Origin of the sequence: Flavobacterium praedii, assembly GCF_026810365.1 — a bacterium.
In the GTDB taxonomy this organism is placed as follows: domain Bacteria; phylum Bacteroidota; class Bacteroidia; order Flavobacteriales; family Flavobacteriaceae; genus Flavobacterium; species Flavobacterium praedii.
This window is the reverse complement of sequence record NZ_CP113948.1, coordinates 3,138,229-3,165,081: the sequence shown is the minus strand read 5'-3', so window position 1 is coordinate 3,165,081 and position 26,853 is coordinate 3,138,229. Positions and strand designations below refer to the sequence as shown.

Below are 26,853 nucleotides of genomic sequence, written 5' to 3'. Positions count from 1 at the left end.
GCATTTTATTTAAATCAAACCATGCTCTCTAATTTTTTTCCTCCAGTACTCTGGCTAAAAGAATACAATACCAAAACTTTAAAAAGTGATTTTGTAGCAGGAATCACCTTAGCGGCGTATGGAATTCCAGTTTCGCTCGCATATGCAACTCTTGCAGGTTTACCGCCTCAATACGGAATCTATGGATATCTTATTGGTGGTTTGTTTTATGCTTTATTGGGCAGCAGTAAGCAATTAGCCATTGGCCCAACATCAGCAATTTCATTATTAATTGGAACAACAATTGCAGATATGGCGCACGGAGATATTCAGCGGTGGGCCGATATAGCTTCTCTAACTGCTCTTGTTTTTGCAGGAATGGCGATAGTGGCCTATATCTTGCGGCTGAGCGGTATTATCAATTTTATCAGTGAAACCGTTTTGGTTGGTTTTAAAGCTGGAGCTGCGTTGACTATTGGTTTAACTCAATTGCCCAAATTATTTGGTATTAAAGGTGGAGGTGAAAATTTTTTGGATCGCATTAGTTCTCTTATTCAACAGTTACCAGACACCAAAACTGCCGTATTTATATTTGGTATACTCACTATTTTCATTTTAATTTTTGGCGAAAAAAAAGCACCTGGTCGACCCATAGCCATTATTATTGTAGTCTTTTCGATTATACTCCTATCGACAACAACGCTTGGTATGCTAGGTTTCAAAACTGTTGGAGTTATACCATCTGGTTTGCCAGAATTTCATATACCTTCATTACAAATTCGAGACGTAGACGGCGTTCTTCCCTTAGCATTGGCTTGTTTTTTATTATCGTATATCGAAAGCGTTTCGGCCGGTAGAACATTGGCACAAAAAAACAAATACACCATTGACCCGCGTCAAGAATTACTCGCACTCGGAATCGCCAATGCTGCTGTAGCGTTCGGTCAAGGATATCCAGTGGCAGGAGGTTTGTCCCAATCTGCTGTAAACGATACAGCTGGAGCCAAAACACCTTTGTCTTTAATATTTGCGTCAGCAACCATAGCGATTTGCCTACTCTTTTTTACCGGATTTCTTCAAAATTTGCCCACAGTAGTTTTGGCCGCTATTGTCTTAGTAGCCATTAGAGGACTTTTTGACGTTGTAGAAATAAAACATCTTTATAAAATCAACAAACAGGAATTTTATGTTGCCATGATTGCATTTGTTGGAGTTCTTATTTGGGGAATTCTTACTGGTGTTTTATTGGCAGCCATCGTGACCTTGCTGTTAATGATAAAGGCAACCTCAAAACCAACAGTCGCTTTCTTGGGTAGAATTCCTGGTACTAAACGCTATACTGATATTTCCAGACATCCTGATAATGAACAAATTGAAGGCGTATTAATTGTTCGAATTGAATCGGCGATTTTGTATTTTAATTGCGAATTTATAAAAGAACAGTTATGGCTGAAAATTAATAGCGAATCAGACACCTTAAAAACGATAATCTTAGATCTTAATTCATCACCTCGCATAGATATTGCGGGAGCTCGTTTTTTGAAACAGCTTTTTATCGATTTGAAAGCCAAAAACATATACTTAAAAATTGCCGAAGCCCGTTCCGAAGTTCGCGATACCTGTCGGGCCGAAGGACTTGAAGTGCTACTGGGGCATATTAGTCGTTCGGTTTCGGTAGATGATTTAGTGGTTGAGGCAATTAGAATCAATGATAAAAAATCGTCCTAAATCTGTTTGATCCGTAATGTCCGTTGGGTAATTTTTGAAACACATTCTCATTCGATACTAGCCAAATCACAATATTCCGCTAATTAGCATCCTAAAATCCCAAAAGTTCACTAATTTTGCGCCCGATTTCAAATACGCATTTCCCAAATAATTGGAACCGTAAATTAAAATCATCTTATATTTTCTCAACTTAAATTAGTTTATAGCATGCAACTGTACAACACTTTAAGCGCAGAGGAAAGAGCCACTATGATTGACGATGCCGGAAAGCAACGTCTCACATTGTCTTTTTATGCCTACGCGCAAATTCAAAATCCAACACAATTTCGTAACGAATTATTTCTGGCTTGGAACCCGCTTGAGGTTTTAGGAAGAATTTATGTTGCCCATGAAGGAATCAATGCCCAATTATCACTTCCGGCAGATCATTTTTACGAATTCAAAAATACTATTGAACAATATGATTTCATGAAGGGAATCCGTTTGAACATTGCCGTTGAGCATGACGACCATTCCTTTTTGAAACTCACCGTAAAAGTCCGCGACAAAATTGTTGCCGATGGACTAGAAGATGATACTTTCGACGTCACCAATATCGGAATTCACCTAAAAGCAAAGGAATTCAATGAATTACTCGAAGATCCGAACACGATTTTGGTTGATATGCGCAACCATTACGAATCGGAAATTGGTCATTTTACCAAAGCCATCAGACCTGATGTGGATACCTTTCGCGAAAGCTTACCAATTATCGAAGAGCAATTAGCCGAACACAAACAAGACAAAAAACTGTTGATGTATTGCACGGGCGGAATTCGTTGCGAAAAAGCCAGCGCTTACTTCAAACACAAAGGTTTTGAAAATGTGTATCAACTCGAAGGTGGAATTATTGAATACACCCGTCAGGTTAAAGCCGAAGGACTGGAAAGTAAATTCATTGGTAAAAACTTTGTATTTGACCATCGCTTGGGCGAAAGAATTACAGACGATATCGTTTCGCAATGCCATCAATGTGGCGAACCTTGTGACGTACATACCAATTGCGCCAACGAAGGTTGTCATTTGCTTTTCATCCAGTGCGATTCTTGCAAAGAAAAAATGGAAGGCTGCTGCTCAACCGAATGTGTAACGGTTATTCATCTTCCGGAAGAAGAACAAAAAGCCATTCGAAGAGGGATTAAAAACGGAAATAAAATCTTCAAAAAAGGAAAATCAGAGGTCTTGACGTTCAAGAACAATCAAGATCTTTTGGCAAATGTTCCTAACCTTAGCGATTTAGTAAAATCAAAAACGGTTGTTAAAAAAGAACCAAAGATCAAAAAACAATACATTGGAAAAGGAACGCACTTTTTCCCAAAACCGAGTATTGCCCAGTTTTTGATTGAAGAAAACGAAATCAATATTGGCGACAAAATCCTAATTAAAGGGTCAACAACTGGTGAGCAACAATTGGTTATTGAAGAAATGTTTGTCAATGAAATTGCTTCCGCAAAAGCTGTTGCAGGAGACACTTGTACTTTCAAAGTGCCGTTTAGAATTAGGCTGTCTGACAAATTGTATAAAATAATTGGATAGTTCTTCCAAACATTCACCTTTCACCTTTGTCAAAGTTTGGAACTTTGACAAAGGTTTACATTCACCCATCACCTTTGTCAAAGTTTAAAACTTTGACAAAGGTTTATTTCACACAAAATGACAACAAACAACAAAATAGAATTAATGGCTCCTGCAGGAAACTTCGAGTCGTTACAAGCAGGATTAGACAACGGAGCGGACTCCGTTTACTTTGGTGTAGAACAATTGAACATGCGCGCTCGTGCCACTGTAAATTTCACGATGGAAGATTTACCAGAAATCGCCCGTCGTTGCGAAGCCAAAAATGTTAGAAGTTATTTAACGCTAAACACCATCATTTACGATCACGATTTATCGGTAGTAAAGACATTGTTGGCAAAAGCCAAAGAGGCGAATATAACGGCTGTAATCGCTTCGGATCAAGCTGTGATTGCTATGGCAAGGGGAATCGGAATGGAGGTACATATTTCGACCCAATTGAACGTTACGAATATTGAAACCATTCGGTTCTACAGTCTATTTGCCGATACAATGGTTTTGAGTCGAGAATTGAGTTTACGACAAGTAAAAAGCATTACTGCTCAAATCGAAAAAGAACAAATCAAAGGGCCTAACGGGAATTTGGTAGAAATTGAAATCTTTGGTCACGGTGCTTTGTGTATGGCAGTTTCCGGGAAATGTTATTTGAGTTTACATTCCAACAATTCCTCTGCAAACCGAGGCGCTTGTAAACAAAATTGCCGCAAGAAATACACGGTTATCGATCAGGAAACTGGTTTTGAAATCGAAGTGGACAACGAATATCTAATGTCGCCAAAAGATTTATGTACACTGGATTTTCTGGATCAAGTAATTGATTCCGGTATTCAAGTCCTTAAAATTGAAGGCCGCGGACGTGCTCCAGAATATGTGGCAACGGTTATCAAAACGTATCGTGAAGCGATTGATAGTTATTACGAAGGTACTTTCTCGAAAGAAAAAGTAACGGTTTGGATGGAAGCATTGAACACCGTTTACAATCGTGGTTTTTGGGCAGGATATTACCTTGGTCAAGAATTGGGAGAGTGGAGCGATGTTTCGGGATCGGTAGCGACGCAGAAGAAAGTGTATGTGGGGAAAGGAACTCATTTTTTTCCAAAAGCAGCCATTGGTCAATTCAAAATTGAAGCCTACGATATCAAAGTTGGCGACAAAATATTGGTGACGGGTCCAAGCACGGGAGCGCAGGAAATGATCATCGAAGAAATGTATGTGAATGACGTTACGGCCGAGAAAGCCACAAAAGGAGACGATTGTACTTTCAAACTGCCTTTCAGAATTCGTATGTCCGACAAATTATATAAAATAGTGGAAGCCTAATGGTTATTGTAACACTGCAAAGAGACAAATGTATTGGGTGCAATTATTGTGTAGAAATGGCACCCGTTCAATTCCAGATGTCTAAAAAAGACGGAAAATCGGTGTTGATTAAGAGTGTAAATGCCAAAGGGTTTTATACCTTGAAATCACCTGACCACACTATAGTCGAAAGTTGTGAATTGGCTGCTAAAGCCTGTCCTGTGAAAATTATTTCGGTGAAGGAAACGTAAAATTTTCTTTGCTGTAAATCTAAAAAAACCTATTCCGTTTTGAAATGGAATAGGTTTGTTTTTTTAGGCCTATAGCTCAATGTCATTAAGTTAAGGGTTTCTCACTACGCTTTTTCAAAATATAACTCTCGCAAAGACGCGAAGACGCAAAGAAATGGCTCTTAACTTTGCGTCTTTGCGAGAAAAAACAAAGCTTAACTTAATGACATTGGCCTGTAGCCAATTAATCAATAAATTACGTGGGTTTAACTATCAACTGATCACAATTAATTATTCCCAAAAATGCCTATTGTTTTCTTTTAGCCCTGACATAAGGGATAAACCTTGTGAGCCGGGGTTCGGCTCGCAAGTTTAGGAATAATGGCAGGAACGATGTATGTTAAAAATGCCCAATCATTCGCTCCTAATATTTTTTATCGCTTATTTTTAGCACTAATTTAGCTAATCTCAGTAATGGGTTCACTGCTGTTTTTCTTTTTTCGCATGGCATAATTTATTAGATATAAGCCAAATAATGTTACGCTTCCGCCAAAGACGATGGCAGTCGTTAATGGTTCACCAAAGATAAAAGAACCCAAAATAACCGCTACTATCGGATTGACATAGGCATACAAACTACTCAATTCTGTAGGTAGGTTTTGCAAAGCATAGATAAATGCAATAAAGGTTAAAACGGAACCAATGATTACCAAATAGGCAATGGATAACCATGAATTTAATGGAATTTCAGAAAGCGGAATGCTTGAACCCGTTGCTCCAACAAAAGCAAACAGGAAAATACTGGAGATAAACATTTGCAGTCCTAAGCTGAAATAGGGATTGAAACTAGCTGCTTTTTTCTTTGTGTACAAGGTTCCAAAAGCCCAAGTTATGGTTGCCGCTATCGAAAGTACGATTCCAAATTGAAAATCAGATTTTAAAAAATCGAGTAGGTGTTCATAAAAAATAACACAAACGCCACCAAAACAGATTATAATTCCTAAAACGGCTAATCTAGTGATTCTTTCGCCTTTAAAAAAGCTGATGAACACAATCCACAAAGGAACCATAGCGCCAATGATAGCGCCCAGTCCGCTACTGATGTATTTCACGCCCCAAGTGCTGAGTCCGTTGCTTAAAACAAAATTGAGCAAACTAAGAATAATAATGCTTTTCCATTGTTTTCCTTTAGGCCAAGGTGTTTTCTTCAAGAGGAAAAAAGTAAGATATAAGGAACCACCAATAAATTGTCTTATTCCTGCGAGTTGTAATGCGGGCATGTGTTTGACCCCTTCTTTGGAAGCCAGCCAAGTCGTTCCCCAAAAGAAACTTACCCAACACAAAGCCAAAAAGGGCAATCCGATAGCGTTAACTCTTGATTTAAAAGCGTTTTGTATTTTTGTTCTCAATTTATAAATTGGTTTTAATAAAGGAATAACCTAAAATTGTTTCTACTTTATCACTTAGAATCAGTTTGCCAACTGATGGTTTGGAGTGATCAAATTGAGGCAAAGGTAAACCTAATTCGGATGCTTTTTGAGTATAATATTTTTCTCTTGAGGGATGAAATGGACTAACACCGTTGAAGATTTCGTTCCAAGAATCGGTAGCTATTATTTTTAAGATGATCCCAATACAATCTTCTTGATGAATAAAGTTGATTGGGGTTTCTGGGTTTTCAATATTTACTTTTCCTGCCATAAACTTGGTTGGATTTCGGTCTTCTCCTATGAGCCCGCCAAAACGGAGAATGGTGGTTTTGAAATGGGGATTACTTTGCAAAAGCGATTCTACCTCTAGCAATTGTTTGCCACTTTCGGTATCGGGTTTTGGAGTGGTATTTTCTGAAATGGTTTGTTTGGCCTCACCGTAAACTGAAGTAGAACTTACAAAAAGTACGTTGGTAATCGTCGATTTTTCGATAAACGGAATTGTGTTTTTAATCTTGGAAACAAAGTTTTCTTTCTCTATACCGCGGAGTTTTGGCGGAATATCAATAATTAAAATTGATGAATCTTTTAGAAAATCAGTAAAGTCTCCAATTGGTTTGTCTTCTGAAAGAGCAATCAAAAAGGGTTTAATTTCTAATTTTTCTAATATTGCGAGTTTACTTTCGGATGTAGTGGAACCTTTCACTAAAAATTCATTTGCTAGTAAGTCTTCCGCCAAAGGCAAACCCAACCAACCGCAACCTAATATGCTTATTTGTGTCATTTTGTTTTTTTTGTTACCCATTATAAATCAAGAAAAAAACGCACTTTTTCTTTTCCCGTCCCGCCAATGCGATGGTAGAATTTAATCGCGCGCTCATTGAATTTTGGCGTTTGCCACTGTATGTTAATGCAATTTTCTGCTATTGCAATCTGTTTTAATTTTTCGATTAAGGCCTCACCAATCCCAAAACCGCGGGCTTCTTCTTCAAGAAACAAACAATCCATGTACATAAAAGTGGTGGCATCCCAAGTGGAGAAATCAAAAGTATAAGTGGCATAGCCAACGATTGTTTCATCGACTTGGACAACCAAACAAAATAATTTGGGTTGCTCAGCAAACAAGGCATTTTTAAGTCCATCTTCTTTTCCAATCGGATTAAAAGTGGCTCTTTCATATTCAGCATGTTTTTGACATAGTTGGACTACTGCATTCAAATCTTTTGGTTGGCAATCTCGAATTAAATAGTTCATTGCAGATTGATTTCGGTTTGTAAAAAGCCAATAAAATGGTTGAAATAGTCCGGATATTCCTTTTCAGTTCTAATAGCGATGAAATGTTTTCTTTTCAGTCCGTTTTTACCGATTTTGATGGCTTTTATGGAACTGTTTTTTAAATAAGGCTGCAACGCCCATTTTGCCATAGACATTATACCCATGTCAGCCTTAACCATTTCGATGGAGGCTTCGGTAAGAGGCAATGCGGTTATTTTTTTCGGCGTTATTTTTGCCGGAGCCAAAACCATTTGATGAATCGTAACTGTTTCCATCGGTAGCGAATGAATGATTAAATGTTCATTGGCAAAATCTTCGGGAACTACATATTTCTTATTGGTCCAAGGATGATTTTCAGATACAACCATCATGACTTCATCCTGAAAAAGTTCTAAGTATTTTATTCTGTCATCTTTGATCTGGTCGCTGACTATTCCAATGTCGATTATATTATCCAGCAGTTTTTGCAACGGATAATGGGTGGCTTCGGTAACAATTTTTAATTCGACATTTGGATACAAATGATGAAATTGCTTCAAAACCGAGGGCAACCAATGGTAACTCGAAAAGCATTCGGTGCTGATTCGTATTTCGCCAAATTCACCGAAAACCATTTGCTTAATTTGTAATTCTGTTTCCGAAAGTTTATCGAGAATCTCATTGGCAACTTCGTACAATTTCTCGCCAGCTTTGGTCAGAATTAGTTTTTTATTGGTTCTCAAAAAAATCTTCGTACCCAGCTGATATTCGGCTTCTTTGAGTTGGTGGCTCAAGGCCGATTGTGTCAAATGCAGTTTGTCAATCGCTTTGGTGATGCTCCCTTCTTCGACAATTGCTTTTATCAATCTTAAATGTCTGATTTCCATTTTTGAGAATTGTTTTCACAAAGGAACAAAATTTCTACTTGGATTTGCATGAAAAGAATTCATCTATCTCATGAATTCTTTTCGTTTTTATGATAAATTTAGTTGGCTTAATTTTGGATTGTCAATAACACTAAAAAACAAAATATTATGGATGCACAGGTAAAACATTATGAAAACAAACTAGCCTTCGAAATGGATCCATCGGATTTATTTGATGCGTTGAACAATGGAGAAAAAGTTATCGCTCTCGATGCCCGAAAAGCATTTGGATTTGAAGCGGAACATATTCCAAATGCGATTAACATTCCGCATCGCGAAATGAGTCCTGAAACCACTGCTGATTTAGATAGAGAAGTTTTGTATGTGACTTATTGTGATGGAATTGGTTGTAATGCATCTACAAAAGGCGCCTTGAATATGACCAAGTTGGGATTTAAAGTAAAAGAATTAATAGGCGGAATCGAATGGTGGAAATTTGACGGTTACGCAACTGAGGGAACGAGCGGGAAAAAAGACGGAGAGAAATTTGAGTGTGCTTGTTGATTGGAATGAAATTAACAGTTAGTTGTTATATTACCGAAAAATTCTGTAAACAAAAAAGAATTCATAACTTTACAAAAAGATTATATTTATGAGTTATACTGACAAAAATATTATAGAAAACTATTCAATGTTATTTGAAGGATTAAATTCATTAACAAAAATTGAATTAATTGAAAGTTTGACTAGATCTTTAAAAAGAGAAAAAACTTCCAAGAAAGATAGCTTTTTTGAATCTTTTGGAGCTTTCGGCTCCGAAAAACCAGCAGAAGAAATTATAAAAGAAATTAAATCCAGTAGAAAATTTAGAACCAAAGAAATTAAATTCTAATACAATATTTATTAGACACAAACATTTGTGTTTTCTTTTTAAGAGGAAAATTTAATTTAGATGAAATTATCAAACAAAAAGGAAAAGAGAACTGCTTCATCTCTGAAATAACAGTTTTTGAGCTTCGGTTCGGAGCTGAAAACAGTGAAAATTCAACAAAATCACATAAAGCTGTAGACTTATTTGTAAGCGGAATATCCATAATTCCAATCTACAGTTCCGTTAAAAAATATGCTAAGGAAAAAGTCCGTTTAAGAAAATTAGGAAAACCTATTAATGATGAATTTGACTTGTTAATTGGAGTAACTTCAGTAGTAAATAAATTGACATTAGTTACAGACAACACAAAAGATTTTGAGAATATAGACGGAATTAAAATGGAAAATTGGTTTCGAAAATAAATAGAACTGCTATAAACTTGAGTAAATTGTTTTCGATGCATTCCTTTTTTTGTTAGGCTTGATAGCAATCAGAATTTGTGACCGCATATTTTTTAAATTTTTAAATTTCTCAAAGGTCACAATTTGTAACCTTTGAGAAAAGTCTATTAGTATGTAATCACAATTTGTGACATCATCCCTTTTATCTCACCCTTAAACTATCCTTGACCACTTTCAAACTATCTGCCACTTCTGGTTTTATTAAAACTGGATTCGCAATAGGCGCAATGTATTTCAGAGTTCGCTTAATTTTTTGCGTAATAACTACCGCATTATTCAATACAAAAGGAGTTGGCATCATCCAATCTTCTCTTGGAGTCATTGAAAAAATTGGATTGACCATCAAATCAAAAGAACTTTCCATAACATCCATATTGAGAATCGTTGCTCTGTTTATGGTAAATTGCAAAACAAGTGGTTCATTGTTGACTACATAATAGCTCAATAATTTTTTGCCTTTTCGTTCCAATTCGGTTCCTTTTTGCCCCAAAGTACTTACTCCATTGGCTTTGAAATTGAAAAATGTCATAATTTCATCAGCAAAAATATCATAGCGATTTACCTTTCGGTTTGGAGTGATTTGAATTTTTAAATACCTTTTGAAACCCACTATGCTATCTTGTAAAAAAGTAATCGTTGGTTTGGCAATTCCTTTGTTTGGCGCTTCAGCAGCATAGGTGAACTCCGAATTGTATTTGCTAAACAACTTCAAATTATTCAAGGTCTTCGCACTTTTCGGGTTTTCACCCAAATAACCTTTTGTCCAAGAATCGAGATTAGTATCATAAGTTACCCAATAGGCTTTATTCGTGTCTCCATTATACAAATACACCAAACTATTGGATTTGGCCTCCCCCAATTCGTAACCCGAATGGTATTGTGCTTTGCCCAAAAAGGCAATTGCTAGTAAAAAGAACAATAAAGACCAGCTTCCTTTTTTGGTAAAAGCACCAAAAATTGGCAACAACAAGGCAAATGCCAAAACGGTCAAAATTGCACTTCCGAATAACACTTTCAATCCCAAACCTACTGGAAACATTTGAATAAATGGAGCAATAATGAGCAACGCTGGAATTCCACAGATGAGGTTTACAATCCAATTGGATCTTTGGCTAAAGACAAAAACTGCAAAAGCAACCAACCCAAAATATACTGGAATAATCAAAAACCCTGCACCGCGTAAACTATTGGCCAGAAAACCATTCAGCACAATCCAAAACACTAGTGGAATCACATAATGGTTCATCGTTACTTTTGGTTTGGAAGCAATTTGATAAAAGAAAAAGCAAATGGAAAGGCTCAATAATACAAAAGCAGCAATGTAATCGTGACCATTGTATGTAAAGCCATTGAGTAAATCATTGTATTGTGGATTCAACAACAATAATCCTTGCCATCCATAATACGTGATCAATCCGGTAAAAAGCAAAGCACCCAAAAACGGAAAGAAGCCTTTCATAATATCATTCAACTTTAGCATTCTTTTGGCTTTGCCCAGAAATACTAAAATCAGTAGTAAACCAGCAGCGATCAGTGTCATTGGTAGCACCCAGTCAAAAGGATAACTGATAAACGTAAACGGAATCGTGAAATACACATCATCGGTTGTCGAAGTTGTCGCATTCAAGTCGGCATTCGAGAAATAATTCAACAATGGCATCAAATAAGAACCTTGGTGTTTCAAGGTGCTTTTGTCCAAATGTGCCACATCATCTTGAGCAGTATGATAATTAAAATGGTCGTCGATAAAAGCAAAATTAAATCCTTGTATGTCACCTTGCTCTCTAAAAACCGTTAAGTCGGTATCATTCGGTAACATTTTGTAAATGCTGTACATCAATGAATTCGAAACGGGATAGGTAGCGCCTGCTTTGGCAAATTCTTTGACCAAACCTGCATTTCCTTTGTTGGTTTCCATCAGCATATAACTCGGTCCCGAAGAACCTCGGGCTTCAAAGTTTAATACCAATCCAACTTCCTTAGCCCATTGGTGTTGGGTCACGAAAAGCGCGGCACCATTCAATCCCAATTCTTCTGCATCGGTAAAAAGAATTATGATGTCGTTTTGGTGTTTGGTTTTGGCATTCAAAAAGGCACGAACGCCTTCCAGAATAGTCGCTACGCCCGACGCATCGTCACTCGCTCCGTGCGAAACCGAATGTGGTGCACTGTCATAATGTGAGAGCAGGAGCAATGCTTTGGTATTTTTAGTGCCTTCGATGCGGCACATTATGTTTTTGGATTTTACTAAATTCCCCCAATCGCTCAGCGTAAAGCCTTCTTGAACCGTTGTTTCCAGCCCCAGTTTTTGCAATTCTTTGATGATGTAGTTGGCCACAACTTCATGGTTTTTGGTACCTACATAATGCGGTTGTTTCGCAATCGCATTGATGTGTTCCAAGGCTCTGCTAGTTGAAAACTCCGTAACTTTTTTGTCCTCATTTGGTGACCACGAAGGCATAAGGGTTGCAAATAAAAACCCCAAAATCCCAAGGATGATGACAACAGTTATAATAGAGGAATAATTCTTTTTCATTATTTGTAGGTATTAAATATCTTTTTTAACGAGCATATAAAAATCATTGTCCAAAACCATATAGCCTTGGTCATACAGGAAATAGTAGGTATTACCCGTTTTGGTATTCAAAACATTGGTAAAAAACTCAAAATCAAAACCCTTGCTCATCAACTTGGCACGAGTCGTTTTCGATTTTCCCTCCACATTCAGTTCCGACAAAATTCGGTAATTTTTGCGCAATTTGTTGTTGATATTGCGCATATAATTCGTACTATCCTTATTTATTTTGTTATTGTAGGCATTCCGGCAACCATCGCTGCAGAATTTTTTGTCTTCACGACCTACAATGGGATCTCCACATTCGAGGCAGGTTTTCATAATTTTATTTTTTAAGGCTATTATTTTTAAATCAATCCGGAAAAATGCTTACCATATAAGTCATATAAGTTTAAATAAAAAATAAGCTCGTTAATAGATTGGGAAAAGAGAATATAAGCTGGAAACCATCTTTGTTAAGTTTCGTTCTTATCCTTAAATGAACTTTTAATTTCACTCTATTTGTATTTAAATTAAGAAATTATATGACTTATATGTTTAAAATTAATTTCGAATATAATCTCAATTTTTAATCTTTTTTATTTCATACAAGTCGGTTCTTCTGTCTTTTAGGATTCTCACGCTTCCATGTTCGTGCAATTCTTTCAGCAATCTCAAATCGACATCAACAATCAAAGTCATTTCGGTATTCGGAGTAGCTTCGGCTTTGATTCCATTGCTTGGAAACGCAAAATCCGAAGGCGTAAAAACCGCCGCTTGTGCATATTGTATATCCATATTATTTACTTTAGGCAAATTTCCCACACAACCTGCAATAGCAACATAACATTCGTTTTCTATTGCTCGTGCTTGCGCGCAATGTTTTACCCGGATGTAGGCGTTTTGGGTATCGGTCAAGAAAGGCACAAATAGAATATTCATGCCTTCATCGGCCATAATTCTCGCCACTTCGGGAAACTCGACATCATAACAAATCATAATTCCAATTTTGCCACAATCGGTGTCAAAAGTCTTAATTTCGGATCCGCCTTTCATTCCCCAATGTTGCGCTTCGTTTGGAGTAATGTGAATTTTGGTATACATTTCAAAGGTTCCATCTCTTTTACATAGAAACCCAACATTATACAAATCCCCATTTTCCAGATACGGCATACTTCCCGAAATAATATTGATATTATACGAAATAGCCAGTTCCTGAAACCGTTTCCGAATGGGTTCTGAGTGTTTGGCCAATTCTCGAATCGCTTCCGCTTCGGTCAAATGGTTGTAATCGGCCATTAAAGGTGCAATGAATAATTCGGGAAACACCGCAAAATCACAAGTATAGCCCGAAACCACATCAATAAAGAACTCCGATTGTTCAAATAACGCTTCGAGATTACCCAGTAAACGCATTTGCCATTGAATTAGCCCTAGCCGAATCACATTTTTCTCCGTATTTATCAGTCTTGGACTTTCGTCAAAATAGATGTTGTTCCATTCCAGCAAAACAGCAAATTCTTTGGAGTCTTCATCACCCTCTAAATAATTTTTTATGATTCGAAGCACATGAAAATCATTACTCAACTGAAACGAAAGCACCGGATCGTGCAATTGTTTGCTTTTTACTTTCTCAATGTATTTTTTGGGCGTCATTTTATCGGCATGTTGACCATAACTCGGAATCCGGCCGGCAAAAACAATCGCTTTGAGGTTCAACTGTTCGCACAATTCTTTGCGGGCATCATACAAACGCCTGCCCAAACGCAAACCACGATAACTGGGATGGATAAAAACATCGATTCCGTACAATATTTCCCCATTCGGGTTGTGAGTCGAAAACGTATAATCGCCAATTATTTGCAAATAATTATGGTTTTTATCAACTCGTTTTTCGTCGACAATCAGTGATAGAGCAGAACCCACCACTTTTCCGTCGACCAAAATAACCAATTGTCCTTCGGGAAAAACACTCAATAACTTTTCAATATCATTGGCGCGCCAATAGGAATCGGCCATTTCTGGATACGATTCCACCATTGAGTTTTTGAGTTGTTTGTAATCCTCAAAAGCTAAATTCCGCAATTCTACTTTTTTTATTTTGGCCTGCATAATGGAGAATTTTAGGTGAATAATTAGTTAAAAGCAACATCATTTTATTTTTTGGAGCCAATCAATAGGCTTTATTTGTAGGCATGGGTTCCTGCTTTTTGTTTCAATCTTTTTTGTCTCGAAAAAGACGAGACAAAAAAGGATTTTCACTGCAATCAGGGCTAGTCAGGATTTATGGTTTTGTTTTTGTTTTCCATCCTAACACTTTTAAAATTAGCCAGAGATAATACGGATGAAACGGATTAGCATAGATTTTTAATTTCAAACTTTCCAAACACTAATCATGGTATACGCTCGATTTTTTATCCGTGTAGAATCCGTTTAATCTGTCCCGATAGCTATCGGGCAATGTCATTAAGTTAAGCTTTTTTTCTCGCCAAGACGCAAAGGCGCAAAGTTAAGAGTCGATTTCTTGGCGTCTTCGCGTCTTTGCGAGAGTTATATTTTGAAAAAGCGTAGTGAGAAACCCTTAACTTAATGACATTGAGCTATCGGGTTCTGTGGCCTAATCTCAGTTGCTAAATCAGGAGGCAATTCAAGATTTGTAAATTTTTATTTTTTGCCAACTCCCAAATATACTCAAAATTTTCCATTTACAAACGGTTACAAATATTTACAACCGAAAGTAAGCAGTTAGCAACCGAATAATATTTTGAGGCTGTCGCATCTTTGCCCTGTCGAAATGATACAGAGCAATAACAATAGCAATGTCAATTTCAAAAAACTATCATATACACACTAATATTTAAATTTTACACGCCATGAAAAACAGAGTGCAATTAATCGGAAACGTAGGAAACGACCCAATCATCAAATCTTTTGAAGGAGGAAAAAAATTAGCCAGTTTGACTATCGCTACCAATGACAGTTACAAAAACGACAAAGGAGAACGCGTTGAACAAACGGAATGGCACACGGTAGTCGCTTGGGGAAAAACGGCCGAGATTATCGAAAAATTTGTGACCAAAGGAAAACAAATTGCCGTTGAAGGCAAACTAACCCACAGAAGCTACGACGACAAAAACGGTGAAAAACGTTATATCACCGAAGTGGTTGTAAACGAAATTATGTTACTAGGGAAATAAAACCCAAAAAATAAGTTCTAGAAATAAATCTTTGAGGATTGTTTATAAAAAAAGAATTCTGTTTTAAAATTTACTTTTATTCAACAGTAGGCATTTAAAAACAGTTTGACAATCCTTCAAAAAGAAACATTCATTTTCCAAAAAGAGTCTCCAATGGACTGCGCTAAAAGGATTATACTTTTTGGCTGCAGTTTAGAAAGAGACTCTTTTTTTAGTTCAAAATAGTTTTATGAGATTTAATCTTTTCTTATCTATGAAAATGACATCTTTAAAAAACATTTAAAATTACGTTTAAGCTTGTCAATCAATCATATTCTTTTACCCCGATTCTGCATCAGATTTTGTTATGAAGTTGGATTAACCAATAAAAACAAGTGCTGAAGGACTATTTTAATGAAGAAAACGAAGTTCAGTGAATGCCAAAATAAATAATAACCAATGTACTATTACTTCTGTCTTTCGATTTTAAAATAGCAATAAATACCTGGATTTGAAATAGAATCCAGTTTTTGTAGATTTCTAATCCCAAATCAGAGTTTAATATAAATTTATGATTTTTAGCCTTTTTTACCCCTTGTAACATAAACCAAAAAAATACTATCTTTACCCATTAAACGTAATACGAACTTAAATTGCTTCAATAGCAATACTACATATATCATTATGGCATGTACAAGTTGTTCAACTTCAGATGGTGGCGCACCAAAGGGTTGTAAAAATAATGGGACTTGCGGCACCGATAGCTGCAATAAATTAACGGTTTTTGATTGGCTTTCGAACATGAGTTTACCCAACGGAGAAGCTCCATTTGATTGTGTTGAAGTACGATTCAAAAACGGAAGAAAAGAGTTTTATCGCAACACTGATAAATTGACTTTGAGTATGGGAGATATAGTAGCAACTGTTGCTTCTCCAGGACACGATATTGGAATTGTGACACTTACAGGCGAATTGGTAAAAATTCAAATGAAGAAAAAAGGAGTCAATCATTTAAGCAACGAAGTACCTAAAGTGTACCGAAAAGCTACTCAAAAAGACATCGATATTTGGACCGTAGCCAGAAATAAGGAAGAACCAATGAAAGTGCGTGCACGAGAATTGGCGATTGCCCAAAAACTGGAAATGAAAATTTCAGACATTGAATTTCAAGGCGATGGTTCCAAAGCTACTTTCTACTATACTGCCAATGACAGAGTCGATTTTAGACTTTTAATCAAAGATTTTGCAAAAGAATTCAGTACCAGAGTCGAAATGAAACAAGTGGGTTTTCGTCAAGAGGCAGCTCGTTTAGGCGGAATAGGTTCGTGTGGTAGAGAATTGTGTTGCTCGACTTGGCTAACGGATTTTAGAAGTGTTAACACCTCTGCAGCTCGCTATCAACAATTGTCTTTAAACCCTCAAAAACTGGCTGGTCAGTGTGGCAAATTGAAGTGTTGTTTGAATTACGAATTGGACACTTATATGGATGCTTTAAAAGATTTTCCTGAATTTGACACCAAATTGGTTACCGAAAAAGGAGATGCCATTTGTCAGAAGCAAGATATTTTCAAAGGTTTAATGTGGTTTGCGTATACTAATAATTTTGCAAATTGGCACATTTTAAAAATTGATCAGGTCAAAGAAATTATAGCTGAAAACAAGTTAAAAAACAAAGTTTCATCGCTAGAAGATTATGCAATTGAAGTAGTTGCAGAACCAGAGCAAAACTTTAATAATGCGATGGGTCAGGAAAGTTTGACACGTTTTGACCAACCCAAAAGAAAGAAAAAACCAAACAAAAAACCTAGAGTAGCTGGTGAAAATGTAATTCTTTCTAACAATGCTAGCAAACCGACTATTCAAAAATCAAACCCTCCGATAAAATCAAATCCTGGGACAAAGATTAATCCTGTGTCAAAGGTAAATTCTATTATTAAAGAAAATCCTGCAAAAGAAAATCCTGCAAAAGAAAATCCTAATGGTAATAACCCAAATAGGAACAATAATCGCAACAAAAACAACAATCGCAAAAAGTCGAACAACAATCGGCCCGCAAACACTGAGAACAAATCAGACGAACCTAGAAAACCCATAATTATTAAAAAAAATGAGAATAAAGAATAGTATTTTACTGGTTTTTGTAACAATACTCCTTTTTTCATGTGACAAAAAAAGAGTTTTTGATGAATATAAATCGGTAGGAAGTGCCTGGAATAAAGACAGTATTGTTACGTTTGATTTGCCAGTTTTAGATGCTACAAAACGATATGATTTATTTGTGAATTTAAGAGACAACAGCAATTACAAATACAACAATTTGTTTTTAATTGTTTCCTTAGAAAGTCCAAACGGATACACCAAAGTGGATACTTTAGAATATCAAATGGCCAATCCAGACGGAACTTTGTTAGGCAATGGATTTACTGATATTAAAGAAAGTAAATTGTATTACAAAGAAAATGTGCGTTTTAGAGGAAAATATAAAGTGCACATCAAACAAGCAGTACGAGAAAACGGAAAAGTACCTGGTGTTGCTTTTTTAGACGGAATTACCGAAGTAGGTTTTAGAATAGAAAACAAAGAATAGATCACGATTATGGCTATTAAAAAAAATAACGGACAGTCAAAAGGCATCGAAAAAGATGTTAAATATTATTCCAAGAAATTTTGGAAAATTTTCTTTTATGGATTAGGTAGTATTGCCTTGTTTTTCCTTTTTGCATCATGGGGGCTTTTTGGTTCCATGCCCTCTTTTGAGGATTTAGAAAATCCAGATTCTAATTTGGCTACCGAAATTATTTCTTCTGATGGAGTGGTATTGGGTAAATATTTTAAGCAAAATCGTTCGGCATTAAAATATTCTGATCTACCCAAAAACTTGGTTCAAGCACTAGTTGCAACAGAAGACGCTCGTTTTTATGAACATTCGGGTATTGATGGCAGAGGAACTTTAAGAGCCATTGCCAGTTTAGGAACCAGCGGTGGAGCCAGTACTTTATCTCAACAACTTGCCAAACAATTATTTCATGGTGAAGGTTCTAAATTTTTGCCTTTTAGAATTGTACAAAAAATAAAAGAATGGATCATTGCCATTCGATTGGAAAGACAATATACCAAAAATGAAATCATCGCCATGTACTGTAATGTATATGATTTTGGTAATTACTCAGTAGGAGTTAGCTCAGCAGCAAAAACGTATTTCTCCAAAGAACCCAAAGATTTAACCATAGACGAATCTGCTATTTTAGTGGGAATGTTTAAAAACTCTGGACTTTATAATCCTGTAAAAAATCCTGTTGGCGTAAAAAACCGTAGAAATGTGGTGCTTTCGCAAATGGAAAAAGCAAATATTATTACCGAAGATCAAAAACATCAATTGCAAAGTTTGCCTATTACTTTGAAATTTAAATTGGAAAGCCATAGAGAAGGAACCGCAACTTATTTTAGAGAATACCTTCGTGATTATATGAAAAAATGGGTGGAAGACAACAAGAAACCTGACGGATCAGATTACGATATTTACAAAGATGGTCTTAAAATCTATACCACTATTGATTCAAGAATGCAAGCGTATGCCGAAGAAGCTGTTGCTGCTCACATGGCTAATATGCAAGAGGAATTTTTCATTCAAAATAAAGACAATAAAAACGCTCCTTTTGTAAACATTTCGGAAGCAGAAACGCAACGTATTATCAATCAAGCCATGAAATCTTCCCATAGATGGAGTGCATTGAAGGAGCAAGACAAAAGTGATGATGAAATTATCAAAACCTTTAGTGAAAAAACAAAAATGACCGTTTTTACTTGGAAAGGGGAAAGGGATACAATTATGACTCCACTGGATTCCATTCGCTATTACAAACACTTTTTGCAATCGGGAGTAATGTCAATGGAGCCACAAACTGGAAATATAAAAGTTTGGGTCGGTGGAATTAATTACAAATATTTTCAATACGATCACGTAGGCCAAGGAGCCAGACAAGTAGGTTCTACTTTTAAACCCTTTGTATATGCTACGGCAATCGAACAATTAAACATGTCTCCTTGTGACTCTATTCTTGACGGACCATTTATGATACGAAAAGGGCGTCATCATGTTACCGAAGATTGGGAACCTAGAAACTCAGATAACAAATACCGTGGAATGGTAACGCTAAAACAAGCTTTGGCACAATCCATAAATACCATATCTGCGAAATTAATCGACAAAGTTAGTCCAGAAGCGGTAATCGAACTTACACATAAATTAGGTGTAAAATCCGAAATAATCAATCAGCCTTCTATTGCTTTGGGAGCAGTTGAAATTACGGTAGAAGATATGGTTGCAGCCTTTAGTACTTTCGCCAATCAAGGCGTGTACACCAAACCTCAATTTTTATCGAAAATAGAAAACAAAAGTGGTGAGGTTATCTACGAACCAATTCCAGAATCTCATGATGTTTTGAATAAAGATATTGCTTTTGCGGTTATAAAACTTTTAGAAGGAGTTACCGAAACAGGTTCTGGGGCAAGACTTAGAACTCAAGGTGGCGGTAGTGGTGACAATCGCTGGACCGGTTATCCATACATGTTTACCAACCCAATTGCCGGAAAAACAGGAACTTCACAAAATCAATCTGATGGATGGTTTATGGGAATGGTTCCCAATCTAGTTACAGGTGTTTGGGTAGGTTGTGAAGACCGTTCAGCACATTTCAAAAGTCTTACTTACGGACAAGGTGCTGCAGAAGCATTACCTATATGGGGTTACTATATGAAAAAATGTTATGAAGACAAAACTTTAAATATATCCAAAGAACCATTTGAAAGACCAGCCAATCTTTCTATAAAAGTAGATTGTTACACGCGTAGAGCTTCAACAGTAATAGACACAACTGCTACACCAGAACAAGACACAGAGGAATTTGCTTTGTAAAAAATAGTAGGGCGTGACAGCAATAAAAAAAGGGACTAACTCAGCATAACGTGCTAGTTGTCCCTTTTTTTATTGCGGTCGGGCTATCTGGGCTACTTCGGTAGCTTCCGTCTATCCCTCACGCACAATGTTATTAAGTTAAGGATTTCTCACTACGCTTTTTCATAATACAACTCTCGCAAAGAAGTGAAGACGCAAAGAAATAGGCTCTAAACTTTGCGCCTTTGCGTCTTGGCGAGAAATAAAAGCTTAACTTAATGAGTTTTTTTAGTACTTGAGAGCTACTAGAGTTCTCTTATTATGTGATTCCTCGTGCCTCGGAATGACAAAAAGCGATAATTTAGATATCCAATATCGCGTTAGTTTGTCATCTCGACGAAGGAGAGATCACACAAGTTACTCGGCAATCCTAGTAAAATCAGCACTATTTTCTTAACTTAATGACATTGCCGTCTATACCTCACGCAAATGCTGGAAACTAACAAAATTTCGAATTCCAAATCAATACGAATCTTTTACTAAATTCACTTTATAGATTCATTATATACAATTGAAGTAGTTTTTTTAATGCTTTAAATAATAATCTTTCATAGAAAATCAAAAAATACCTAACTTTACAATCAATTAAGAAATCGATATAGTTCTAAACAAAACAATATGATTAACAAAAAAGTAAATACCGTTCAAGAAGCCCTTCAAGGAATAGAAAATGGAATGACCCTTATGCTTGGTGGTTTTGGATTGTGTGGCATTCCCGAAAATTCCATAGCCGAATTAGTTCAACAGGAAACGACAAACCTTACTTGTATTTCTAACAATGCAGGAGTAGATGATTTTGGACTTGGTTTGCTTTTACAAAAAAAACAAATCAAAAAAATGATTTCTTCCTATGTTGGAGAAAATGCCGAATTCGAACGTCAAATGCTTTCTGGTGAACTCGAAGTAGACCTTATCCCACAAGGAACTTTGGCCGAAAGATGTCGTGCGGCTCAAGCAGGTATTCCCGCCTTTTTCACTCCCGCAGGTTACGGAACCGAAGTGGCCGAAGGCAAGGAAGTTCGTGAATTTAATGGTAAAATGCATATTATGGAACACGCTTTCAAAGCTGATTTTGCAATTGTGAAAGCTTGGAAAGGGGATACTGCGGGAAATCTTATTTTCAAAGGAACGGCCAGAAATTTTAATCCTTGCATGTGTGGCGCTGCCAAAATCACGGTGGCTGAAGTAGAAGAATTGGTCGAAGCAGGAACTTTGGATCCCAATCAAATTCACATTCCTGGAATTTTTGTGCAACGTATTTTTAAAGGTGAAAAGTATGAAAAGCGTATTGAACAAAGAACGACTCGGAAAAGAGAATAAATTTTTAGATTTTGAAATTAGAAAATAGTGTCTTCACAGCGCTATAATTTTAGATTTTTTTACTTCTTAAATAATAAAAAATGGCATTAGATAAAATAGGAATTGCAAAACGTATTGCACAAGAATTAAAAGACCGTTATTTCGTGAATCTAGGCATCGGAATACCAACTTTGGTAGCTAATTATATTCCGAAAGGAATTGATGTCGAATTTCAAAGCGAAAATGGTGTTCTAGGCATGGGGCCTTTTCCTTTTGAAGGAGACGAAGATGCCGATATTATCAATGCCGGAAAACAAACCATTACGACTCTGCCAGGAGCTTCTTTTTTTGACTCCGCTACCAGTTTCGGAATGATTCGCGGGCAACACGTCGATTTGACCATACTCGGCGCCATGGAAGTTTCTGAGAATGGCGATATTGCCAACTGGAAAATCCCTGGAAAAATGGTGAAAGGAATGGGTGGGGCGATGGATCTTGTGGCTTCTGCCGAAAATATTATCGTGGCTATGATGCATGTTAACAAAGCAGGAGAATCCAAAATTTTAAAAAAATGCACTTTACCTTTAACGGGCGTGGGCTGCGTAAAAAAAATAGTGACTGAATTGGCCGTCTTAGAAATCACTCCCAAAGGTTTCAAATTATTAGAACGAGCACCGGGCGTAAGTGTAGAACATATTATCGCAGCTACCGAAGCTGATTTAATTGTAGAAGGAGATATTCCAGAAATGATGATTTACTAATTTTAACATATTTTTTGTAATGTTATGATTTTCAACTAAATTTGTTAAAAACCAACAAAACAAATAAATATGAAAAATTTAAATTTATTAGCAATCGCGTTTTTAGTTTCGGTAAGTATGATGGCTCAAAAGAGAGGCTCCGTTGCACTAGATATTTATGGTAGTTACGTTTTTTCTGATCGTGTAGATTTTGATGGAGGATACACAACTATTGGAGATGGTTTACAATATGGTGCAGGTTTAGAATTTTTTACACATAGATCAAATTCTGTAGAGATCAAATACTTAAGAATTGATACTTCAATGCCACTCTATTATTTGGGTTCCAATAGAAGCAGCGGTAATGACAATGGTGCTATTAACTATATTTTACTAAGTGGAAACCATTATTTTGAAAACGGAGGAAATGCAGTGCCATATCTAGGTGGTGGAATTGGAATTGGAATTTTAGAAACACCAAATCAAGGAAGTGACAACAATTTTGCTTGGGAAATTAAAGGTGGAGTCAAATTCAAAACGGCTTCCGTAGTTTCTTTAAGTCTCCAAGCTACATTGCAATCTATGGTTATTCATACAGGATATGACACCTATTGGAATGGTTGGTATGGACCAGTTCAAGTGGCTACTTATGTTAATTCTTTTCAATTTGGATTAGGTGCAGTGCTTGGGTTTAACTTTAAATAATATTAAAAAATTATGCGTATCCGTGACTAATACCAAAACGAAAAAGTTAACCACAGATTAAAAAAAGATTTAGACGTATTTCTTTAATAATGCTTATAAAATCTGTGAAAATTAGTGTAATCAGTGGCGAAAAAATACTTCTGGTGCACTTTGCAGACAGTCCTAAGAAAATAAAAAAATCAGTCAAAAGCAACTCTCATATGGGTTGCTTTTTTTGTCAAAAAGATAATTATATTGACGGTATAGATTGTAGAAAAAATATGTATGTTGCTAATATACAGTAAAATAAAAATTTAAAATACATTTTATATTCAAAAAATATCCCTAATTTTGGTCACCCCATTTTTCAACAAGGATTATTCATTTCTTAAATAATATCTCCATGAAAAATACAATACTTCAAAAGGGTTTCATTTCCATCATTTTATTCTTTTCTACATTTATATTAATTGCACAAGAAGGCGATAAAAATGTATTAAAAAAAACCACCAACGAAAAAGGGATTCCCACCTTGATTACCTTTAATTCCAAATCGACTTATAAAACTGGAGATTACCAACAACTTTTTAAAGATCAATTGGGAATAAAAGACAATTCCAATTTTGCAAAAATCAAATCGGAAACTGACAAATTAGGAGTTTCCCACGAAAAATTCCAATTGTTCCATAATGGTATAAAAGTAGAATTTGCTACTTACACCTTGCATTCTTCAGCAGGGAAGATCAATTCAATGAATGGAGAATTTTATAAAACTGATTTGTTGAATGCCATTCCGACTTTATCAGCAGGCCAAGCTTTTAATAAAGCATTGCAACAAATTAATGCCAAAAAATACCTTTGGGAAATCCCAGAAGATGCCAAAATGTTCAACTATAGAAAACCAATTGGAGAATTGGTTTGGCTTCCAATTTTAGATGGAGATGATTCCAGTTCGAAAGACACTCCTTTGCGACTAGCCTATAAATTTGATATTTATGCTACGAAACCAGTAAGTCGTGGCGACATTTATATCGATGCCATAACTGGCGAAACACTGTTTTATAATGCAACCATAAAACATCTTGGTGAATACAGTCACGGCAAAAATAATGCTGTAATTTCTAATCAAACAAAAACAATTGTCGCTGCCAATGCCGATACGCGTTATTCGGGCTCACAAACTATTCAAACTACTTTAAGTGGAGCAAATTATATCCTAGCCGATGCCACAAGAGGAAATGGAATCAATACTTATAATATGCTGAAAGGCACCAATTACAATAATGCCGTCAATTTTACTGATGCTGATAATAACTGGACAACGGCCGAATATAATAATGCCAACAAAGATAATGGCGCTTTTGATGCCCATTGGGGAGCCGAAAAAACATACGATTATTGGTCTACGGTGCACGGTCGTAATAGTTTTGATAATGCGGGTGCTATCATAAAAAGTTATGTTCATTATGATGTGGCCTATGACAATGCGTATTGGAACGGATCTGTAATGACCTACGGAGATGGTAGCGGAACCAACTTTGATATTTTAACTTCTCTTGATGTTGCTGGGCACGAAATTGGACATGCTGTCTGCGAAAAAACAGCCAACTTAGCCTATCAAAAAGAGTCTGGCGCAATGAATGAAGGGTTGTCGGATATTTGGGGAGCTTGTATAGAATATTTTGCAGCACCAACCAAATCGACTTGGTTAATAGGGGAGGATATCGAAAAAAGAGCAGGGCATTTGTCATTGCGTTCGATGAGCAACCCAAAAGCAGAAGGACAACCTGATACGTATGGGGGAACCAACTGGAAAAACCCAAACTGTGGATTTCCTTTTAGTTTCAATGACTATTGTGGCGTGCACACAAACAGTGGCGTTTTAAATCATTGGTTTTATATCCTATCCGTAGGTAAATCGGGAACAAACGACAAAGGAAACAGCTATTCTGTAACAGGAATTACAATAGACAAAGCTGCTAAAATAACCTATAGACTGGAAAGCATTTATCTTACAGCCAATTCCACGTATGCAGATGCAAGAACTTATGGAATACAATCGGCTACAGATCTTTATGGCGCAGGATCCGCTGAGGTTATTGCTACAACGAATGCTTTTTATGCAGTAGGTGTTGGAGCTGCTTATGTTGGTCCATCCGATACCACTCCGCCATCAGCTATCACAGATTTGGCGGCTTCAGGTACCACAGATACAACAACAAATTTGTCTTGGACTGCAGCGACAGATAATGTGGCAGTAACAGGCTACAATGTATACAATGGCGCAACTTTGGTAACAACAGTGGTTGGAACTACTTATAATGTGACTGGATTAACAGCTTCAACAGCTTATACTTTTACTGTAAAAGCAAAAGATGCCGCTGGTAATTTGGCAGCAGTAAGTAATAATGCAAGCATAACTACTTTACCAACGCCAATAGACAATACGCCACCTACAGCTCCAACAGCTCTTACTGCTACTGCAGTAACAGATGTTTCAACCCTATTATCTTGGACAGCAGCAACAGACAATATTGCTGTAACAGGATACAACGTATACAATGGTGCCACTTTAATAACTACTGTGACTGGTAGCGCTTTTACAGTAACAGGTTTAAGCGCAAGCACTGCATATACATTTACAGTAAAAGCTAAAGACGCGGCGGGTAATCTTTCAGATGCAAGTAATGATGCAACAATTACCACACTAGCAACAGACACCACTCCTCCAACTGCTCCATCAGCATTGACTGCAAGCGGTACGACTTCATCTTCAACCAATTTATCTTGGACAGCTTCAACTGATAATGTAGCGGTTACAGGTTATAATGTCTATAATGGAGCTACATTAGTAACAACAGTAAGCGCTACAACTTATACCGTAACAGGATTGAGTCCAAATACTGCTTATACATTTACGGTTAAGGCAAAAGATGCAAAAGACAATTTATCCGTTGCTAGTAATGCTGCTTCTATAACAACTCTTGTCAATAGTCTTAACTATTGCGCTTCTAAAGGGAGAAGTGTTGTTTATGAATTTATCGATTATGTGGGTATTGGTGGAATTGCCAATGCAACTGTAGGCAATGGCGGTTATGGCGATTTCACGAGTCAAACGGGGAATGTACCTTATGGATCAAATACAATTGTTTTAAGTGCAGGATATAAATCAACCGCATTTAAAGAATTTTGGGGCGTTTGGATTGACTTTAATCAAAATGGAACATTCGAGAATTCAGAAAAAATGGTGAATGCATCTACAACTACTGGGGCTAATAATTCGTTTACATTTACGGTGCCAAATACTGCTTTGGCAGGACCTACAAGAATGAGAGTTTCAATGAAGAGATCTTCTGCTTCAACAGCATGCGAAGCTTTATATTATGGAGAAGTAGAAGATTATACTGTAAACATTGGTGCAAGTGCTATAACAACATTTGCTTTGTCAGGTTCGCCTGAGAACAGTGAAATAGTAAATTCTATAGCAATCTTTCCAAATCCAACGAGTTCCATTTTGAATATTACAAATCCAGAAAACAAAAGATTCTCTTATCGCATTATCACAAGTTCTGGAATGCAAATAGCTTCTGGAAAAATTAATGAAAACAATATTAATACGAGTAATTTAGGAACAGGAGTTTATATACTGGAACTCAATGATGGTATTAAAACTTTTACCAAAACTTTTATGAAAAAATAATAAGAAACCGTTTT

22 protein-coding genes are annotated in these 26,853 nt (G+C 36.5%); 15 read left to right on the top strand and 7 right to left on the bottom strand.

Annotated features, from left to right (window positions below; genetic code table 11):
• Positions 1–21: 21 nt before the first annotated feature.
• From OYT91_RS13405 to OYT91_RS13390, 4 genes are all read left to right on the top strand, one after another.
• Positions 22–1,707 (top strand): SulP family inorganic anion transporter, encoded by a 1,686-nt coding sequence (locus tag OYT91_RS13405; RefSeq protein WP_281238365.1) that lies wholly within the window; start codon positions 22–24, stop codon positions 1,705–1,707.
• Positions 1,708–1,914: 207 nt separating this feature from the next.
• Entirely contained in the window at positions 1,915–3,282 is a 1,368-nt protein-coding gene (gene trhO / locus OYT91_RS13400) for an oxygen-dependent tRNA uridine(34) hydroxylase TrhO (protein WP_281238364.1), read from the top strand.
• 117 nt (positions 3,283–3,399) lie between these two features.
• Positions 3,400–4,641 carry a peptidase U32 family protein gene (locus OYT91_RS13395; protein WP_281238363.1) on the top strand — a complete coding sequence of 414 codons (1,242 nt, stop codon included), beginning with the start codon at positions 3,400–3,402 and terminating at the stop codon, positions 4,639–4,641.
• Positions 4,641–4,871: a ferredoxin gene (locus OYT91_RS13390; RefSeq protein WP_143378118.1), complete on the top strand. Its 231-nt coding sequence runs from the start codon at positions 4,641–4,643 to the stop codon at positions 4,869–4,871. Before OYT91_RS13395 ends, OYT91_RS13390 begins: the two co-directional genes overlap by 1 nt.
• Before the next feature lie 437 nt (positions 4,872–5,308).
• Here OYT91_RS13390 and OYT91_RS13385 read toward each other — a convergent pair whose 3' ends face one another.
• Genes OYT91_RS13385 through OYT91_RS13370 form a run of 4 tightly spaced genes read right to left on the bottom strand, consistent with a single transcriptional unit; the run spans position 5,309 to position 8,421 of the window.
• Entirely contained in the window at positions 5,309–6,259 is a 951-nt protein-coding gene (locus OYT91_RS13385; RefSeq protein WP_281238362.1) for a DMT family transporter, read from the bottom strand.
• A 1-nt stretch (position 6,260) separates the two neighbouring features.
• The gene (locus OYT91_RS13380; protein WP_281238361.1) at positions 6,261–7,064 is read right to left on the bottom strand and encodes a Rossmann-fold NAD(P)-binding domain-containing protein; all 804 of its coding nucleotides are present in this window, start codon (positions 7,062–7,064) and stop codon (positions 6,261–6,263) included.
• Positions 7,065–7,084: 20 nt separating this feature from the next.
• Positions 7,085–7,534: a GNAT family N-acetyltransferase gene (locus tag OYT91_RS13375; RefSeq protein WP_281238360.1), complete on the bottom strand. Its 450-nt coding sequence runs from the start codon at positions 7,532–7,534 to the stop codon at positions 7,085–7,087.
• Positions 7,531–8,421, bottom strand: coding sequence for a LysR family transcriptional regulator (locus OYT91_RS13370; RefSeq protein WP_281238359.1), 891 nt, complete (start codon positions 8,419–8,421; stop codon positions 7,531–7,533). Before OYT91_RS13370 ends, OYT91_RS13375 begins: the two co-directional genes overlap by 4 nt.
• A gap of 147 nt (positions 8,422–8,568) precedes the next feature.
• Between OYT91_RS13370 and OYT91_RS13365 the strand changes: the two genes are divergently transcribed.
• From OYT91_RS13365 to OYT91_RS13355, 3 genes are all read left to right on the top strand, one after another.
• The gene (locus OYT91_RS13365) at positions 8,569–8,964 is read left to right on the top strand and encodes a rhodanese-like domain-containing protein (RefSeq protein ID WP_281238358.1); all 396 of its coding nucleotides are present in this window, start codon (positions 8,569–8,571) and stop codon (positions 8,962–8,964) included.
• 88 nt (positions 8,965–9,052) lie between these two features.
• Positions 9,053–9,292, top strand: coding sequence for a hypothetical protein (locus OYT91_RS13360; protein WP_281238357.1), 240 nt, complete (start codon positions 9,053–9,055; stop codon positions 9,290–9,292).
• Positions 9,286–9,693 (top strand): type II toxin-antitoxin system VapC family toxin, encoded by a 408-nt coding sequence (locus tag OYT91_RS13355; RefSeq protein WP_349293204.1) that lies wholly within the window; start codon positions 9,286–9,288, stop codon positions 9,691–9,693. Before OYT91_RS13360 ends, OYT91_RS13355 begins: the two co-directional genes overlap by 7 nt.
• Positions 9,694–9,874: 181 nt before the next feature.
• Here OYT91_RS13355 and OYT91_RS13350 read toward each other — a convergent pair whose 3' ends face one another.
• From OYT91_RS13350 to OYT91_RS13340, 3 genes are all read right to left on the bottom strand, one after another.
• Entirely contained in the window at positions 9,875–12,268 is a 2,394-nt protein-coding gene (locus OYT91_RS13350; protein ID WP_281238356.1) for a M20/M25/M40 family metallo-hydrolase, read from the bottom strand.
• 12 nt (positions 12,269–12,280) lie between these two features.
• Positions 12,281–12,628, bottom strand: coding sequence for a DUF2116 family Zn-ribbon domain-containing protein (locus OYT91_RS13345; RefSeq protein ID WP_281238355.1), 348 nt, complete (start codon positions 12,626–12,628; stop codon positions 12,281–12,283).
• Between the two features lie 240 nt (positions 12,629–12,868).
• On the bottom strand, positions 12,869–14,398 hold the full coding sequence (locus tag OYT91_RS13340) for a bifunctional GNAT family N-acetyltransferase/carbon-nitrogen hydrolase family protein (protein ID WP_269224396.1): 1,530 nt from the start codon (positions 14,396–14,398) through the stop codon (positions 12,869–12,871).
• Positions 14,399–15,159: 761 nt separating this feature from the next.
• Between OYT91_RS13340 and OYT91_RS13335 the strand changes: the two genes are divergently transcribed.
• From OYT91_RS13335 to OYT91_RS13300, 8 genes are all read left to right on the top strand, one after another.
• On the top strand, positions 15,160–15,483 hold the full coding sequence (locus tag OYT91_RS13335) for a single-stranded DNA-binding protein (protein ID WP_269224397.1): 324 nt from the start codon (positions 15,160–15,162) through the stop codon (positions 15,481–15,483).
• A 663-nt stretch (positions 15,484–16,146) separates the two neighbouring features.
• Positions 16,147–17,586, top strand: a complete 1,440-nt coding sequence (locus OYT91_RS13330) for a PSP1 domain-containing protein (RefSeq protein WP_269224398.1) — start codon at positions 16,147–16,149, stop codon at positions 17,584–17,586.
• Positions 17,570–18,049, top strand: coding sequence for a gliding motility lipoprotein GldH (locus OYT91_RS13325; protein WP_269224399.1), 480 nt, complete (start codon positions 17,570–17,572; stop codon positions 18,047–18,049). The genes OYT91_RS13330 and OYT91_RS13325 overlap by 17 nt, the downstream gene beginning before the upstream one ends.
• A 9-nt stretch (positions 18,050–18,058) precedes the next feature.
• Positions 18,059–20,377, top strand: coding sequence for a penicillin-binding protein 1A (locus tag OYT91_RS13320; RefSeq protein WP_269224400.1), 2,319 nt, complete (start codon positions 18,059–18,061; stop codon positions 20,375–20,377).
• Between the two features lie 657 nt (positions 20,378–21,034).
• A complete protein-coding gene (locus OYT91_RS13315) occupies positions 21,035–21,736 on the top strand; it encodes a CoA transferase subunit A (protein WP_281238354.1) in 702 nt (233 codons plus the stop codon).
• Between the two features lie 80 nt (positions 21,737–21,816).
• Positions 21,817–22,476 (top strand): CoA transferase subunit B, encoded by a 660-nt coding sequence (locus tag OYT91_RS13310; protein WP_281238353.1) that lies wholly within the window; start codon positions 21,817–21,819, stop codon positions 22,474–22,476.
• 69 nt (positions 22,477–22,545) lie between these two features.
• Positions 22,546–23,160: an outer membrane beta-barrel protein gene (locus tag OYT91_RS13305; RefSeq protein WP_281238352.1), complete on the top strand. Its 615-nt coding sequence runs from the start codon at positions 22,546–22,548 to the stop codon at positions 23,158–23,160.
• 382 nt (positions 23,161–23,542) lie between these two features.
• A complete protein-coding gene (locus OYT91_RS13300) occupies positions 23,543–26,839 on the top strand; it encodes a M4 family metallopeptidase (protein ID WP_281238351.1) in 3,297 nt (1,098 codons plus the stop codon).
• Positions 26,840–26,853: the final 14 nt, after the last annotated feature.